This is a genomic window from Myxococcus sp. CA040A, from assembly GCF_013336725.1.
Lineage (GTDB): Bacteria > Myxococcota > Myxococcia > Myxococcales > Myxococcaceae > Myxococcus > Myxococcus llanfairpwllgwyngyllgogerychwyrndrobwllllantysiliogogogochensis.
In genome coordinates this window covers 506,626-521,427 of the sequence record NZ_JABUMR010000005.1, presented here as the reverse complement: position 1 = coordinate 521,427, position 14,802 = coordinate 506,626, and the positions used below count along the sequence as shown (strand labels likewise).

Annotated in this window: 11 protein-coding genes; 7 read left to right on the top strand and 4 right to left on the bottom strand. The window is 68.4% G+C overall.

What is annotated here, in order from left to right:
* From add to HUA75_RS23935, 4 genes are all read left to right on the top strand, one after another.
* Window positions 1-1,164 carry an adenosine deaminase gene (gene add, locus HUA75_RS23950; protein WP_141642267.1) on the top strand — a complete coding sequence of 388 codons (1,164 nt, stop codon included), beginning with the start codon at window positions 1-3 and terminating at the stop codon, window positions 1,162-1,164.
* Between the two features lie 104 nt (window positions 1,165-1,268).
* The gene (locus HUA75_RS23945) at window positions 1,269-2,048 is read left to right on the top strand and encodes an SDR family NAD(P)-dependent oxidoreductase (protein ID WP_141642268.1); all 780 of its coding nucleotides are present in this window, start codon (window positions 1,269-1,271) and stop codon (window positions 2,046-2,048) included.
* A 278-nt stretch (window positions 2,049-2,326) separates the two neighbouring features.
* Entirely contained in the window at window positions 2,327-3,751 is a 1,425-nt protein-coding gene (locus tag HUA75_RS23940; RefSeq protein ID WP_174487711.1) for an RtcB family protein, read from the top strand.
* A 124-nt stretch (window positions 3,752-3,875) separates the two neighbouring features.
* Window positions 3,876-4,343, top strand: coding sequence for a hypothetical protein (locus HUA75_RS23935; protein ID WP_141642270.1), 468 nt, complete (start codon window positions 3,876-3,878; stop codon window positions 4,341-4,343).
* Here HUA75_RS23935 and HUA75_RS23930 read toward each other — a convergent pair.
* Both HUA75_RS23930 and glgC read right to left on the bottom strand, forming a co-directional pair.
* On the bottom strand, window positions 4,336-4,869 hold the full coding sequence (locus HUA75_RS23930) for a GNAT family N-acetyltransferase (RefSeq protein WP_141642271.1): 534 nt from the start codon (window positions 4,867-4,869) through the stop codon (window positions 4,336-4,338). The genes HUA75_RS23935 and HUA75_RS23930 overlap by 8 nt on opposite strands.
* 7 nt (window positions 4,870-4,876) lie before the next feature.
* The gene (gene glgC / locus HUA75_RS23925) at window positions 4,877-6,106 is read right to left on the bottom strand and encodes a glucose-1-phosphate adenylyltransferase (RefSeq protein ID WP_141642272.1); all 1,230 of its coding nucleotides are present in this window, start codon (window positions 6,104-6,106) and stop codon (window positions 4,877-4,879) included.
* Between the two features lie 227 nt (window positions 6,107-6,333).
* On the opposite strand from glgC, the gene HUA75_RS23920 reads away from it, so the two are divergent.
* The 3 genes from HUA75_RS23920 to HUA75_RS23910 all read left to right on the top strand — a co-directional run bounded on the left by HUA75_RS23920 (window position 6,334) and on the right by HUA75_RS23910 (window position 9,309).
* Window positions 6,334-7,212, top strand: a complete 879-nt coding sequence (locus tag HUA75_RS23920; RefSeq protein ID WP_141642273.1) for a GGDEF domain-containing protein — start codon at window positions 6,334-6,336, stop codon at window positions 7,210-7,212.
* 2 nt (window positions 7,213-7,214) lie between these two features.
* The gene (locus tag HUA75_RS23915; RefSeq protein ID WP_174487710.1) at window positions 7,215-7,373 is read left to right on the top strand and encodes a hypothetical protein; all 159 of its coding nucleotides are present in this window, start codon (window positions 7,215-7,217) and stop codon (window positions 7,371-7,373) included.
* Between the two features lie 349 nt (window positions 7,374-7,722).
* Entirely contained in the window at window positions 7,723-9,309 is a 1,587-nt protein-coding gene (locus HUA75_RS23910) for an MFS transporter (RefSeq protein ID WP_217441794.1), read from the top strand.
* Window positions 9,310-9,357: 48 nt separating this feature from the next.
* Here HUA75_RS23910 and HUA75_RS23905 read toward each other — a convergent pair whose 3' ends face one another.
* A complete protein-coding gene (locus HUA75_RS23905) occupies window positions 9,358-10,386 on the bottom strand; it encodes an NAD-dependent epimerase/dehydratase family protein (RefSeq protein ID WP_141642274.1) in 1,029 nt (342 codons plus the stop codon).
* Window positions 10,383-14,795, bottom strand: coding sequence for an AMP-binding protein (locus HUA75_RS23900; RefSeq protein ID WP_141642275.1), 4,413 nt, complete (start codon window positions 14,793-14,795; stop codon window positions 10,383-10,385). The genes HUA75_RS23905 and HUA75_RS23900 overlap by 4 nt, the downstream gene beginning before the upstream one ends.
* Window positions 14,796-14,802: the final 7 nt, after the last annotated feature.

Below are 14,802 nucleotides of genomic sequence, written 5' to 3'. Positions count from 1 at the left end.
ATGCCTACGATTCGTGACGACGAGATTCCCAGCGCCACCGGCATCCCTTCTGGAGCCCGGCGGACGGACTTCGTCCCGCCCCCCACGCTGGCGGTGACCGAAGAGCTGCTGCACGCTTTGCCGAAGACGGACCTGCACTGCCACCTGGATGGCTCGATGCGGGTGAAGACCATTCTCGAGCTCGCCGAGCAGCAGAAGGTCAAGCTGCCCTCGGACACCGTGGACGGACTGGCCAAGGCCATCCACATGGGTGAGGTCTGCGAGAGCCTGGAGGAGTACCTCGTCGCGTTCGACGTGACGCTCTCCGTGCTCCAGACGGCGGATGCCCTCTACCGCGCGGCCTATGAGCTGGCGGTGGACGCGGCGGCGGAGAACGTGCGGTGGCTGGAGGTGCGCTATTCGCCCGCGCTGCACCTGCAGAAGGGCCTGAAGATGACCACCGTCATCGACTCGGTGCTCGAGGGCCTGAGGGTGGCCAAGCGCGAGACGGGCATCAAGTGCGGCGTCATCGTCTGCGGCATCCGCCACATCAATCCGCAGACGTCCATGCGGCTGGCGGAGCTGTCGGTGGCCTACAAGAACCGGGGCGTCATCGGCTTCGACCTCGCGGGCGCCGAGGCCAGCTTCCCGGCCAAGGACCACAAGGACGCCTTCCAGCTCATCCTGAAGAACAACGTCAACTGCACCGCCCACGCCGGCGAGGCGTATGGCCCCGAGTCCATCTCCCAGGCCATCCACAACCTGGGCTCGCACCGCATCGGCCACGGCACGCGGCTGCGCGAGGACGGGGACCTGCTCAACTACGTCAACGACCACCGGATTCCGCTGGAGGTCTGTCCGACGTCGAACGTGCAGACGGGCGCGGTGTCGAGCCTCGCAGCGCACCCGTTGAAGTTCTACTTCGACTACGGCCTGCGGGTGACCATCAACACCGACAACCGCCTCATCACCGACACCACGGTGACGAAGGAGCTGTGGGTGGCGCACAAGGAACTCGGGCTGTCGCTCGATGACCTGGCCACCATCATCGTCTCCGGCTTCAAGAGCGCCTTCCTCCCCTTCCGCGAGAAGCAGGACATGCTGCGGCTGGTGAACGAGGAAATCGCCACCACGCTGGCCGCCTTCGACAAGAAGCGGCATGTGCCCGTGAAGCAGCCCGCGTGATGGCGTAGCCTCCGCTGCGTGCGCGGCGTCATCGGTCGCGCGCCGGTGTCCATACCGGAGGCTCTCGCGAGCCTCCGGTGCCGTGGACCGCGAAGGAGGCGCACATGGACCTGGAGCTGGGTGGCAAGGTGGTGTTGGTGACGGGCGGCTCGGACGGGCTGGGGGCGGCGGTGGCCCGACGGCTCGTCCGGGAAGGGGCGCGAGTGGCCTTGTGTGCCCGGGGCGCGGAGCGGCTGGAGGCCACGGCCACGGCCCTGCGCGCGGAGGGTGGCGATGTCCTCGCGGTGCAGGCGGACGTGTCCAAGGCGTGGGAGGTCGAGCACTTCGTGGATGCGGCCCATGCGCGGTGGGGGCGGGTGGACGCGCTGGTGAACAACGCCGGCACCGCCTCGGCCCGTCCGTTCTCCTCGGTGACGGACGCGGAGTGGGAAACGGACCTCCAGCTCAAGTTGTTCGCGGCGGTGCGAGCGTCGCGGCACGTGCTGCCTCACCTGAGCGAGTCCGGGGGAGGGTCCATCGTCAACGTGCTTTCGATTGGCGCGAAGTCTCCGGGGGCGCAGTCCACGCCGTCCTCGGTTTCGCGCGCGGCGGGCATGGCGCTGACGAAGGCGCTGTCGAAGGAGCTGGGGGCGAAGAACATCCGCGTGAATGCCGTGCTCGTGGGCATCATCGAGAGTGGCCAGTGGGTGCGCCGGGCGCAGGAGCTGGGCAAGTCGGTGGAGTCGTTCCAGGCGGAGATGGCGCGCAACGCGGGCATTCCCCTGGGGCGGGTGGGCCGCGCGGAGGAGTTCGCGGACGTCGTCGCCTTCCTGCTGTCGCCTCGGGGCGGCTACATCAGTGGCGCGGCCATCAACGTCGACGGTGGCCTGTCCGGGGCGGTGTAGTCCCGACGGAGTGACGGCGACGTGCTGCTCGCGGCCGCATGGCTCTTCGTCGCGCGGGCAAGGCCGTCCTGTGAAGAGAGCCGCGACCTTGGATGAGGCGTGGCCGCTCCGGTGGACTGTTTCGTCAGGCCCCGGGGCGCCCTGCGTCCCTGCGCGGTGAGGATGGCTTTCGAGCCGTCCGGCGACCGCGGCTGCTGACCCAAGGTCCACCATCTCTCTTCGCCACGTCTCCCCGAGCCGCTCGCATGCGAGCACCGGGGCATTCCCTGAGTTGGGTCATGCAGCCGAAACTGAATCGGCTCCTGCGGGCGCTTGCCCGCGAGGGGCTCGAGGTGACCTATGACGGTCACCTCTACACCGTGCGCCTCCACGGTGACGCGAACGCGCCACCCGCCGAGGTGCTTCTTCCCTCGGACCTGCCCGTCGAGGGCAAGGCCTTCCAACAACTCGCACAGCTCGCGGCCCTGAAGCACCCGGGCGGTGGCGAGGTGCTGCGCGTGCGCGCCACCCCTGATTTCCACCCGGGCGACGCCGGTGTGGCCATCGGCTCGGTGCTGCACACGCGGGGTCTCGTCGTCCCGGGCGCCGTGGGCACCGACATCAACTGCGGCATGCGCTTGCACGTCGCGGACCTCTCCGTGGAGGACTTCCTGGCTCGACGCGACGACTTCGTCGAGCGCATGAAGGGCCACTACTTCTTCGGCACGAGGGACGTGGCGATGTCCTCGCGTGCGTCCACGGCCCTGCTGCGCGACGGCATCCCAGGCTGGCTCCTGGAGACGCTGGACGCACCGCTGGGCTGCGCGCGAACGGCGGACCTGGGGCAGCTCGACGAGGAGGTGGGCCGCATCCACCTGGGCGGCGCGCTGAGAGGAAACCCGAGCTGGGCACCGGACGCACTCACCCGTGAGGGCGTGGTGCGCGACGCGGGCCTGGGCACCATTGGCGGAGGCAACCACTTCGTCGAGGTGCAGCGCGTGGAGGCCGTCGAGGACCGGGCCCGAGCCTGGGAGTGGGGCGTGCGAGAGGGGCAGCTCGCGTTCATGATTCACACCGGCAGCCGCGACGTGGGCAAACACGTCGGGGTCGCCTGGCGTGAGCGCACCCGCAAGGCGTGGCCACAAGGGGCTCCCTTTCCGGAGAGCGGCATCCTCCCCCTGGCCGACGAGGCGCTCGTCTCCGGCTACCTGGAGGCGGAGGCCACGGCCGCCAACTACGCCTTCCTCAACCGCCTGCTGCTCGCGGAGCTTCTGCGACAGACGCTGCGCGAGCTGTTCGGAGACGTGGAGGCACCGCTCGTCTACGACGTTCCGCACAACCTCACCCTCCCGTACGAGGGGGGCTGGTTGGCGCGCAAGGGGGCCTGCCCCGCGGGCGCCGAACAGCCTGTCATCATTCCCGGCTCCATGGGCGCCACGTCCTTCCTCATGGTGGGGTGTGGCGATGCGCGGGCGATGGAGTCCGCGTCACATGGGGCGGGGCGGGCGCGCTCGCGCTTCTCCCTGTCTCGCGGCGGGGCGGACCAGAGCGAGGCGGCGCTGGGGCTCAAGGGCGTGGACTGCATCACCCTGCGCTCGGAGCGGCGGGTGGAGGAGGCCCCGGCCGCCTACAAGCCCATCCGTCCGGTGGTGGACTCGCAGGTGAAGGCGGGCATCGTCCGCGAGGTGGCGCGGCTGGCGCCCCTGCTCACCTTCAAGGCGTGAGCATGACGACTGGGGGACGGTGCGGCGCCATTTCGCTTGGTGCCCGCACCGCCTCCTGGTTGGAATGCGCGCCGTCCCGGGCCGTGGGCCCGCGCACCCTTCACGTGTCATGGGAGCTGGAAACATGGAGAACGTATACGGAGCCCCCGCGGGAGACGGCTTCCCTGGCACGAACCCGAAAGAGGCCGTGTCCCTGCCGGCCATCCTCCTGATGGTCACCTCCGCGGTGACGTTCCTGTGGGCGCTCACCAACATGGCGACGCCCGTGGGCCCGGAGCAACTGGACCAGATCTACAACGACCCGAACCTGGCGCGTTACCGGGACGCGATTGATCAGAACAGGGAGACCATCGAATGGTTCGTCTCCATGGGCGGCCGGTTGGCGACGTTCGGCCCCGTCGTCCTCCTCAATGCGCTCACCTTCTTCGGTGCGTTCAAGATGCGGCAGCTCCAGAGCCGTGGACTGGCCATGGCGGGTGCCATCGCGTCGCTCGTGCCATGCTGTGGCACCTGCGGCTGTCTTGCCCTGCCCATCAGCATCTGGGCGCTGGTGGTGCTGGCCAAGCCCGAGGTCAAGGCCGCCTTCAGGTAGACGTCATCGCCCCGGCGCTTGGCTCGCGTCGCGAGGAGAGCATGGGCCTGCGCTTCTGCATCCGCACGCAGGCCAGCTGCACCCGTTGTGTCAACGGCCGTTTGGCCGGGTGCAGCGACACGTAGCCGCGGTGCCGGTAGAAGTCCTCCGCGTTGAGGCTGGCATCCAGGCCCAACAGCGGCGTGCCGCCCCCCCAGGCCACCGACTCCAGCGCGGCGAGCAGACGGGAGCCGACGCCGTGGCCCACCTCGTCTGGCACCACGTAGAGGGCCTCCAGCTCTCCGGCGCGGGAATCGAGCTGGCCAAAGCCCACCAGCCGTCGGCCTCGCTCCGCCACCAGCACCGTGCGAGGCCGGTCCGGCCGGAGGTAACCCTCTGGCCGCAGCAGGCTCACCCAGGTGTTCAGCTCATCGGGGGCATAGACACCCTGGCACAGCGTCTCCACCGCCTCGGTGTGGACACGCCACAGCGCGCGACGGTCCGAGTCGCGCGCTGGCCGCAGGTGAAGGCCCCCCGATGAGCCCATGGTCGCCTCACACCACTTTCATGCCCTTGGGAATCACGACGACGCCATCCGGTGTGACGTGGAAGCGCCGCTTGTCCTCCACCGGGTCGTAGCCAATGGTCGTCCCCGGCGGAATCTCCACGTTCTTGTCGATGATGGCCTTCCGGATGCGGCTGCGGCGGCCGATGGTGACGTTCTCGAAGAGGATGGACGCCTCCACTTCCGAGTACGAGTTGACGCGCACCTTCGGGGACAGCACGGAGCGATTCACGTGCCCGCCGGAGATGATGCATCCCTCGGCCACCAGTGAGTCCGTGGCGTGGCCGACCCGCTGGTTGTCCTTGTCCGCGAAGACGAACTTGGCCGGCGGGTAGTTGTTGGACTGCGTGTGGATGGGCCAGCGGTCGTTGTACAGGTTGAAGACGGGGTCCACCTCCACCAGCTCCATGTTGGACTGGTAGTACACGTCGATGTTCCCCACGTCCCGCCAGTAGCCGCGCTCCTTGCCCTCCTGCCCGGCGATCTCGTTCTGCGCGAAGTCGTACACGTACACCGGCGCCGTCTTGTACATCTGGCTGATGATGGACTTGCCGAAGTCGTGCGCGCTGGTCTCGTTGGCCGCGTCGCGCACCACCTCCTGCACCAGCACCTCGGTGGTGAAGAGGTAGTTGCCCATGGAGGCCAGGCACATCTTCGGGTTGCCCGGCATGGGCGGCGGGTCCTTGGGCTTCTCCAGGAACGCGCGCATGCGCCCGTCGGGGCCCACGTCGATGATGCCGAACTCGCGCCCCTGCTCAATCGGGACGGGGATGGCCGCCACGGTGCACGCGGCCCGCTTGGACATGTGGAAGTCGAGCATCTGCCGCGTGTCCATCCGGTACACGTGGTCCGCGCCGAAGACGAAGATGAAGTCCGGCTCCTCGTCGGTGATGATGTTGAGGTTCTGGTAGATGGCGTCGGCGCTGCCTTTGTACCAGTCCACGCCGGTGCGCATCTGCGCGGGCACCGCCTCCACGTAGTGGCCCAGGAAGGCGGACATCCGCCAGGCGCGGGACAGGTGGTTGTTGAGCGAATCGCTCTTGTATTGGGTGAGCACCTTGACCCGGTAGACACCCGAGTTGGTGAAGTTGGAGAGGGCGAAATCGATGATGCGGTAGCGTCCCCCGAAGGGGACGGCGGGCTTGGCCCGCTCACGGGTGAGGGGCTCCAGACGCGTACCCGCGCCGCCCGCCAGAATCATCGCCAGGACTTTGGACATAGTTGGGCCGGACGTTAGTCCGCCCCCCTCGGGCGACAAGGCCGCCGAGGCCTGCTCGGTTGCCTTCGTTGAGTGCCCAACCGCCCGCCCACGTCCTCCACTCCGGGCCGGACTCCCCAGATGTGGGACATGGTCGCCGTCGGGGTCTTCCTGGGAGCGACGGGAAGCACGGTTCCCGCAGGGGTTACTTGGCTTCCGAAAAGGGGGTCGTGATAGCCTTGGCGGCGATGTCAGGCGACGAAACGCGCGTCACCAAGATTTCCTCCCTGGATCTGCGCTCTGAGCGCAGCACCGAGTGCTGCCTCGTCCAGATTCACGGCCCGGAGCTCGGCAAGAAGTACCTTGTCGACTCCGAGCTGACCATTGGCAGGGACCAGCACAACCACATCGTGGTGGACCTGGACAACGTCTCCCGTCGGCACGCCCGCGTGCTGGGGCGAGGCGGGAAGATGCTGGTGGAGGATTTGGGCTCCACCAACGGCACCTACCTGAACGACCAGGAAGTGCTCCAGGCCCAGCCGCTTCGCAGCGGCGACCTCATCAAGGTAGGGGGCTCCATCTTCAAGTTCCTCGATGGCGACAACATCGAGACCCAGTACCACGAGACCATCTACACGCTGACCATCGCCGACGGCCTCACCGGCGTGAACAACAAGCGCTTCTTCCTGGAGTACCTCGAGCGGGAGATGGGCCGCTCCAGCAGGTACCAGCGCACGTTGTCGCTGATGATGTTCGACATCGACCACTTCAAGCAGATCAACGACGTCCACGGGCACCTGGCCGGGGACTACGTGCTGCGGGAGCTGGCTCAGTCCGTCAAGCGGCTGGTGCGCCGTGAGCAGTGCTTCGCGCGCTACGGCGGCGAGGAGTTCGCCGTGGTCATGCCCGAGGACGGGCCGGACAAGGCGCTCCTGTTCGCGGAGAAGATTCGCAAGCTCATCGCGGAGAAGTCCTTCGTCTACGACGAGAAGGAGATTCCGGTGACCATCTCCATCGGCGTGGCGGAGATGGCGGTGGACATGACGGAGCCCACCCACTTCATCAAGGTGGCGGACGCCAACCTGTACAAGGCCAAGAAGACGGGCCGCAACCGGGTGGTGGGCTAGTCATGGCGCAGGGCGAACAGGGACCTTCCAAGCTGGCGCGGCTGGTGCTCGTGCTGCTCGGGTTGAGCTTCCTGGGCGCCGCGTGGGTGTGGAGTCACCGCTCGGAGCCCTGGGCGGGGAAGATGGTGGACCGCGCCCGCGAGTCGGTGGGGCAACGCTAGGTCCGCCTCAATCGCGCGACGCGGCTCCGGTTGCTCCCGATTCCCTGCTGACGGCTCGGAGCCCCGGCCGCTGTGCGAGGCTTGGAGTGTGCCCTGGCTCGCCGTCACGGCGTGCTCGGGCCCGTCCAGGTGTCAGGCGCGCTAGAGAGCGCTGAGGTCGAGACGGCACGCCCGTGGATGATGCGCCGTGGCCGGCGTGTCACGCAGGCGTGCGCCTGGTGTGCGGCGACGACGCTCCAGGCAGGCAGCCCCCTGTGCCTGGTAGGCCACCCCGGTGTCATGGACGCACGTGCATGGCGTCTGGGCTCCACGGGTTGGAATCGACGATGGGGAAGCGTGAGTCCCCTGGATGGAAGCACTGAAAGTGGGAGAGGGTGACGTGATGATGAAGTCCCAGGATGCGGTGGGCGGAGCGCCTCCCCTGGCGGGACGCAAGGAGTGGATTGGTCTGGTGGTGCTCGCGCTCCCCACGCTGCTCATCTCCGTGGATGTCAGCGTGCTCTATCTGGCGCTGCCGCACCTGAGCGCGGAGCTGGGGGCGAGCAGCGTGCAGCAGCTGTGGATCATGGACATCTACGGCTTCATGCTCTCCGGCCTGCTCGTGACGATGGGCACGCTGGGAGACCGCATCGGCCGGCGCAAGCTGCTGCTGATAGGGGCCTCGGCCTTCTGTCTCGCGTCGGTGGCGGCGGCGTACTCCCGCACTCCGGAGATGCTCATCGCCTCGCGTGCCGCGCTGGGCATGGCTGGCGCGACGCTGATGCCCTCCACGCTGGCGCTCATCAGCAACATGTTCCAGGTGCCACGGCAGCGCTCGCTGGCCATCGCCGTGTGGCTCAACTGCTTCCTCCTGGGCATGGTCGTCGCGCCGCTGCTCGGCGGGCTGCTGTTGCAACACTTCTGGTGGGGCGCCGCGTTCCTGATGGGCGTCCCGGTGATGGGGGTGTTGCTGGTGGCGGCGCCGCTGTTGCTCCCCGAGTACAAGGACCCCGCGGGAGGCCGTGTGGAGCTGACCAGCGTGGTGTTGTCGCTGGCCGCGATTCTCCCCACCGTCTACGGCCTCAAGCAGCTGGCCCGATATGGCTGGCATCCGCTGCCCGCCGCCGTGCTGCTGGGAGGACTCGCCCTGGGTGTGGTGTTCGTCCGGCGTCAGGGGCGGCTGGCCCATCCCCTGTTGGACCCCCGGCTGTTCGCGAACCGTGCGTTCAGCGCGACGCTGGTCATCATGCTGTTCATGGCCATCTGCTCGGGCGGGATGGCCTTGCTCGTCCCCATGTACTTCCAGTTGGTGGCGGGGCTGTCGCCCCTGGACGCAGGGCTGCGGATGGTGCCGCAGATGGTGGGGATGATGGCGAGCTCACTGCTGGGGCCCTTCATCATCCGGCGGATGCGCCCGGGCTTCATCATGGCCGCGGGGCTGATGTTGTCGAGCCTGGGCTATGCGGTGATGACCCAGGCGGACAGCGTGGGTGGAGGCATGTTGCTGGTGGTCGGCACCGTCGTGGCGGCCATCGGCTTCGCGCCCATGGCCGTCCTGGGCACGGACCTGGTGGTGGGCTCGGCGCCCCCGGAGAAGGCAGGCTCCGCGGCCTCGGCCTCGGAGACCGCCAATGAGCTGGGCTTCGCCCTGGGCGTCGCGCTGATGGGTAGCCTGGGCACCTTCATCTACCGGAAGCGGATGGACACGGTGGTGATGCCCGACATCCCGATGGAGGTCGCCGACCGCGTCCGAGAGAGCCTCATTGGCACGGCGGCCGTGGTGCCCTCGCTCCCACCGTTGCTCCAGGCTTCCCTGCTGGGGGCCGCGCGGGAGTCCTTCACCGTGGGACTCAACACCGCCGCGGCGATTGGCGCGGGGGTCTTCCTCGCGCTCTCGGTGCTCGCGGCCGTGACGTTGCGGAACGTCCGTCCGGGGCACCACACCGGAGATGGGTGAAGCGCCGCCCTTCGTGTGGGGCGGCGCTCCTCACCGTGCGCGAAACGCTCAGGTGCCTTCGCGCAGGTCGCCGAGCCGGCCCTTGGTGCCGGGCAGGCTCCCGGGCGGCAGCTTCCCGTAGATGTGCTTCACGGTGTCGACCAGCGTCTCCTGCACGTCGCGCGCGCGGAAGCCCAGCTCGGCCTCCGCCTTGCCGGCGTCCAGCCAGAAGTAGTGCTCGCCAATCTCCACTTCCTGCGGATCCAACGGCGCGGGCGTGCCGCGCAGCTTCGCCCAGCGCTCCAGCAACTGGCCGCCCAGGATGTTCATCTGCGCGGGCAGCCGCAGCCGGGGCGCGGGCACGCCGGTGAGGCGCTCCAGCCGCTGGAAGAACTCCCGGGTCGTCATGTTCACGCCCATCAGGTGGCGGCCGTACAGCTCGCCCCGGGTGAGCGCCTGGTGGAACGCCTCCGCGGCGTCGCGCACGTCCACGAAGGAGATGCCGCCACCCGGCATCGCTGGAATCTCCCGGTTGAGGAACTTCACCACCGTCCACGTCGACGACAGCCGGTCATCTCCCGGCCCCATCAACAGGCTGGGGTTGAGCACCACGAGCGGAATGGCGTGCTTGCGGCAGTACTCCAGCGCCAGCTTCTCCTCGTAGATTTTGGAGATGTAGTACGGCCACCGCGCTACCACGGTAATCGGATAGTCAGCGGACTCGTCGAAGACCGCCTCTTCCTTCGAGACCGCCGTGGTGCCGGACGTGGACGCGAGGACGACGCGCTTCACGCCCGCCTCGCGCACGTCGCGCAAGAGCTCTCGCGTGCTGTCCACGTGCAGCTCGAACATCTTCCGGGCGTCCTTCGGCTGGAAGGAGACGAGCCCGGCGAGGTGATAGACGCCCTCCACGCCGTCCAGCGCGCGGCGCACCGCGTCCCGGTCCTTCAAGTCACCCGCGACGTACTCCGTGCCCGCATACGCCGGCCCCGTCGGACGCGAGCGCCCGATGAGGCGCACCGTGTGGCCCGCCGCCACCAGCTTGGGCACCAGATGCGTGCCCAGGAATCCCGTGCCTCCAGTGACGAGCAGCTTCACGAGTTCTTCCCTCCCGAGGGGAGCGCGGGCAGGACATCCACGTCCGTCGAGGGCGGTCCGCCCAGGTTGAGGACGCGTCCGTCACGCAGCTCGCGCACCGCGTCCTCGGCGATGCGGGTGGCGTAGCGGTAGCTCTCCGAGCGCGCCATGCCCTGCGTGCGAGCACGCAGCGCCTCGTGTCCCAGCGCGGGGCCGATGCTCACCTTGAGGTCCTTGGACTTGGGGAAGACGCTCCCCTTGGGCAGCGCGTCGAAGGCGCCGTGGATGTAGAGCGGCAGCACGTCCACCCGGTACGTCAACGCCAGATAGCCCAGCGTGGACTTGAACTCCTGCAGCTCTCCGGTGGGTGAGCGGGTGCCCTCCGGGAAGATGAGGACGTTGAAGCCCTGACGCAGCGCCTCGCCCGCCTGGCGCAGCGACTGGCGCAGCGAGCCGTGCCGTTCGATGGGGACCAGGTTGGTGAAGTTCTCGAACCACGCGCGCTTGAGCGGCGTGTCGAAGAAGTAGTCGCGCGCGGCCAGCGAGACGAGCCGGTCTCCCTGCTCCGCCAGCACCACGCGCACCAGCCCCGCGTCCAGGTGGCTGGCGTGGTTGGCGATGACCAGGAAGTTGCGGTTCATCGGGATGAAGGGACGGCCCGTCACCTTCACGTCGAAGACGCCGCCGTAGAGGACCTTCTGTCCGAAGGACAGCAACTGCCGGCCCACGTCCGCGACGACGTCCGGCACCGGAATCTCCACCTCTTCCGCCTTCGCGTTCTCCTTGGAGATCTCCTTCGCCCGGGTCTCCGCGGACGGCCTGCGACCCGACGCCACCACCACCTTGCGCAGGTCCTCCACCGTCTGCACCTGCGTCAAATCCTCAATCGCCGGCAGCGGCACACCCGCGCCTTCCAGCGCGGACGACAGCTCCGTGAGCATCAGCGAGTCGAAGCCCAAATCCCCGGTGAGGTGCGTCTCCGGACGCACGTCCGCGAGTGGCTTGTGACAGACCTCGGCGATGAGCGGGTAGAGCCACTCGGACGCGCCGCCGGTGCCCGCCACCGTGGCGGCGACCTTCTCACGCGCCTTGGTGGCGCTGGCCGCCACGCGCTCCAGCCGCTGCAGCTCCTCCACCACCTGCTTGCGCTTCACCTTGCGCGTGGAGGTGCGCGGCAGCTCGCCATCCCAGAAGCGCAGCACCTTCATGCGCCGGTAGAAGGGCATGCCCGCGCCCACCTTGCGGAAGTGCTCCTCCAGGTCGCGGCGCACCTCCTCGCGGGGGCGGTCGCCGTAGTCCGGCACGCACAGACACGCCACCTTCTCGCCACCCGCGTCGTCCGGCAGCCCGACGATGGACAGCTCCTTGACGTGCGGGTGCTCCTGGTAAAGCTCCTCCAACTCGTCCGGGTAGATGTTCTTCCCGTTGTGGTCGATGATGACGTCCTTGGCTCGACCCACCAGGTACAGCCGGCCCTCCGCGTCCACGCGGCCCAGGTCGCCGGTGTGCAGCCAGCCTTCCTTCAGCACCGCCTCCGTCGCCTCGCGGTCTCCGAAGTAGCCCGCCATGACGTTGGGGCCCTTGGCCAGCACCTCGCCAATGCCGTCGTTGTCCGGATGGAGGATGCGCACTTCGATGCCCGTGAGCGGCTTGCCCACCGAGCCGGGCGTGCGCTTGTTGCCGGGCGACGCGACGGCGAGCACCGGCGCGGCCTCCGTCAGGCCGTAGCCCTCCGTGATGTTGAAGCCCAGCTCGTGGAAGGCCTTGTGCACTTCCTCGGGCAGCGCCGAGCCACCGGACACCAGCACCTTGATGCGCCCGCCGAACTTGCGGTGCACGGGCCAGAACAGCAGCTTGCCCAGGTTGACGTTGGCGCGGTTCCGCAGCTCGCCGTGCGTGGCCATCATCGCCTTGATGGCCTGCTCCACCAGCGGCGGACGACTCGCGAACTCCTGCGTCATCTTCCGGTGCAGCAGCTGCCACAGCGCCGGCACGCCAATCATCGCGGTGATGCGGCCCGTCTCGAAGACCTCGCCCAGCCGGTCCGACGTCAGCTCGTCGATGTACGTGATTTCAGCGCCCCGTGAGAACGGGGTGAGGAAACCCGCGGAGAACTCGAACGTGTGGTGCAGGGGCAGCACGGACAACACGCCGTCGCCCACGCCCACGTTGAACACGCCGGCCAGCTTCGCCACCAGCGAGGAGAAGTTGCGGTGGGTGAGCATCACGCCCTTGGGCGTGCCCGTCGTGCCCGACGTGAAGATGAGGCTCGCCAGGTCATCCGCCGACGCGGACTTGCGCACCGGCCCGATGCGGTCCTCCGGGTACGCCGGGTCGCCCGTCATCGCCTCCGCGAGGCTGGCGATGATGACGTTGTCACCCAGCGCGCCGAGCAGGCCGGAGAAGTCCCGCGTCGCGTCCTCGGACATCAGGCAGACCTTCGCCTCCGCCCGCTTCGCGATGTTGATGACCTCCGCCTCGCTCAGCCCCGGGTCCACCGGCACCATCGTCGCGCCCGCGCGCAGGATGCCGAAGAAACACGTGCCCCACTCGGGCCGGTTCTCCGACACCAGCAGCACCCGGTCTCCAGGCTTCACGCCCGAGCGCACCAGGAAGCTGCCCACGCGCGCGGCATAGCGGTGCACCTCGCCGAAGGTGAAGCGCTCCTCCTTCTCGCCCGCCACCATCCGGAAGGCCACCCGGTGCCGGTACGCATGCACCGTCGCCTCGAACAGCTCCAGCAAGTCTCTGTGCGCGGGGATGACGGTGCGCTTCTCGCGCTCCTCCTCCAGGCCGGGGAACACCCACTTCTCCAGGCCCGGCAGGTGCGTCTCCATGAAGTACGCGCGCCAGTCGATGTGCTCCGGGTCCCACGGAATCTTCAGCCGGTCCGAGTGCACCATGCGCGTGTAGACCGAGCGCGTGTTGTCACAGCGGAAGACGTACCGGTTCTCGTAGAGGAAGGGGAGGAACAGGTCCGTCATCGCGATGAGGCCCGCGTTGCTCGTCTCCACTTCCTCGAGCGAGACCTTGGCCTTGTCCAGCATCGCCTGCACGGCGGGCGCGCCCCACGCGGGCCGCACCTCGTCGATGGCCTTCCTCAGGAACTTGGCGCCCCGGACGAGCATGGGCGCGCTCATCCACTCGAACTCGAGCTTGCTGACCGGCTGCGGCTCCAGGCGCGAGCGCAGCGAGTTGAGCACCTTGTTGCCCGACTCCTTGTTCCGGTAGTAGCGCCGCCGGTACAGGCCCACCAGCTCCACGGAGCGGCTGGCGTAGAACGGATTCACGTCGCCCGAGGCGAGCTGGTAGACGCGCCGCTCCTCCACGTCGATGGACTGCGCGGTGATGCCAATCGTCGCGCCCGCCACCTGGTCCACCGGGATGATGTCCAGGATGGTGTTCTCGCCCGCGGGGATGCCACCCGGGCCCTTGATGCCGGCGAAGGCCAGCGGGGCGGACGTGGTGAAGCCCTCATTCCAACCCGGGAACGGGAAGTGCCGCGCGCTCTCCACAATCGAGGGCCGCACAATCGCGTAGCGCAGCCCCGGCGTACCGGCGATGACCTGCTCGCCCAGGGACTTCGTGTACGTGTACGTGTTGGGCCAGCCCCAGTGCGCCGCGCGCTCCATGCCCGCGCGCACCAATTCGCCGCTCAGCCACAGCTTGCGCTCACGGCCGACCGCGAGCCGCAGCGTCTTCTCGTCGTTGACGTCGCGGCCTTCCTCGGCCAGCCGGTCCAACGCCTTCTTGCGGAAGGTGGACGTCAGCGCCCGGTCGTCGGCCTGCTCGCGCAGCCGCGCCACGATGCGCTCCGCGTCCTTCAGCTCCTGCTCCAGGCTGAAGTCGCGCCCGTCCAGCTCCTCCTTCTTCGGGAAGTAGCCGCGGACCTCCTCGTCCTCGAACACGAGCCCGCTGCGGTTGCCCGCGACGAAGGACGTGGACATGTGGATGAGGGGCACCGCCCAGCGCAGCGCCAGCTCCACCGCGTACTTCACGCCGTGGGTGTTGACGTTGAGGCCCACTTCCAGCGACGGGTTGAAGGACACCAGGCCCGCGCAGTTGACGAAGGCGTGCACCTTGCCCGTCAGCTCCGCCACCTGGGCTTCTTCCAGGCCCACCCACGGGTCGGTGATGTCGCCGTCGAGGACGTGGCACTTCTTGCGCAGGAACTCGAGCGCGCCTTCTTCCCCATACGTGTCGCGCAGGGGCTGGAAGGGCTCGCTGGTGGCGACCTTGTCGAAGAAGCGACGCTCGGCGGAGGCCGCGCTGCCCTTGCGGACGAGCACGTACACCCGCTCCAGCTCCTGCCCGTAGCGGTGCAGCAGCATGGACAGCGTCACCTTGCCCACGAAGCCCGTGGCGCCCGCGAACAAGAGGCGCTTGCCGGTGAAGACCTGGGAGACGTTCAGCTCGGGTTGCGGTGACATGTCCGGC

Bases quoted from the DNA above. Each gene is read 5' to 3' on its own strand.
- HUA75_RS23915 (WP_174487710.1), top strand. From the start codon at position 7,215: ATGGCGCAGGGCGAACAGGGACCTTCCAAGCTGGCGCGGCTGGTGCTC.
- HUA75_RS23930 (WP_141642271.1), bottom strand. From the start codon at position 4,869: ATGGGCTCATCGGGGGGCCTTCACCTGCGGCCAGCGCGCGACTCGGAC.
- HUA75_RS23910 (WP_217441794.1), top strand. From the start codon at position 7,723: ATGGAAGCACTGAAAGTGGGAGAGGGTGACGTGATGATGAAGTCCCAG.
- glgC (WP_141642272.1), bottom strand. From the start codon at position 6,106: ATGTCCAAAGTCCTGGCGATGATTCTGGCGGGCGGCGCGGGTACGCGT.
- HUA75_RS23935 (WP_141642270.1), top strand. From the start codon at position 3,876: ATGGAGAACGTATACGGAGCCCCCGCGGGAGACGGCTTCCCTGGCACG.
- HUA75_RS23920 (WP_141642273.1), top strand. From the start codon at position 6,334: ATGTCAGGCGACGAAACGCGCGTCACCAAGATTTCCTCCCTGGATCTG.
- add (WP_141642267.1), top strand. From the start codon at position 1: ATGCCTACGATTCGTGACGACGAGATTCCCAGCGCCACCGGCATCCCT.
- HUA75_RS23945 (WP_141642268.1), top strand. From the start codon at position 1,269: ATGGACCTGGAGCTGGGTGGCAAGGTGGTGTTGGTGACGGGCGGCTCG.
- HUA75_RS23900 (WP_141642275.1), bottom strand. From the start codon at position 14,795: ATGTCACCGCAACCCGAGCTGAACGTCTCCCAGGTCTTCACCGGCAAG.
- HUA75_RS23940 (WP_174487711.1), top strand. From the start codon at position 2,327: ATGCAGCCGAAACTGAATCGGCTCCTGCGGGCGCTTGCCCGCGAGGGG.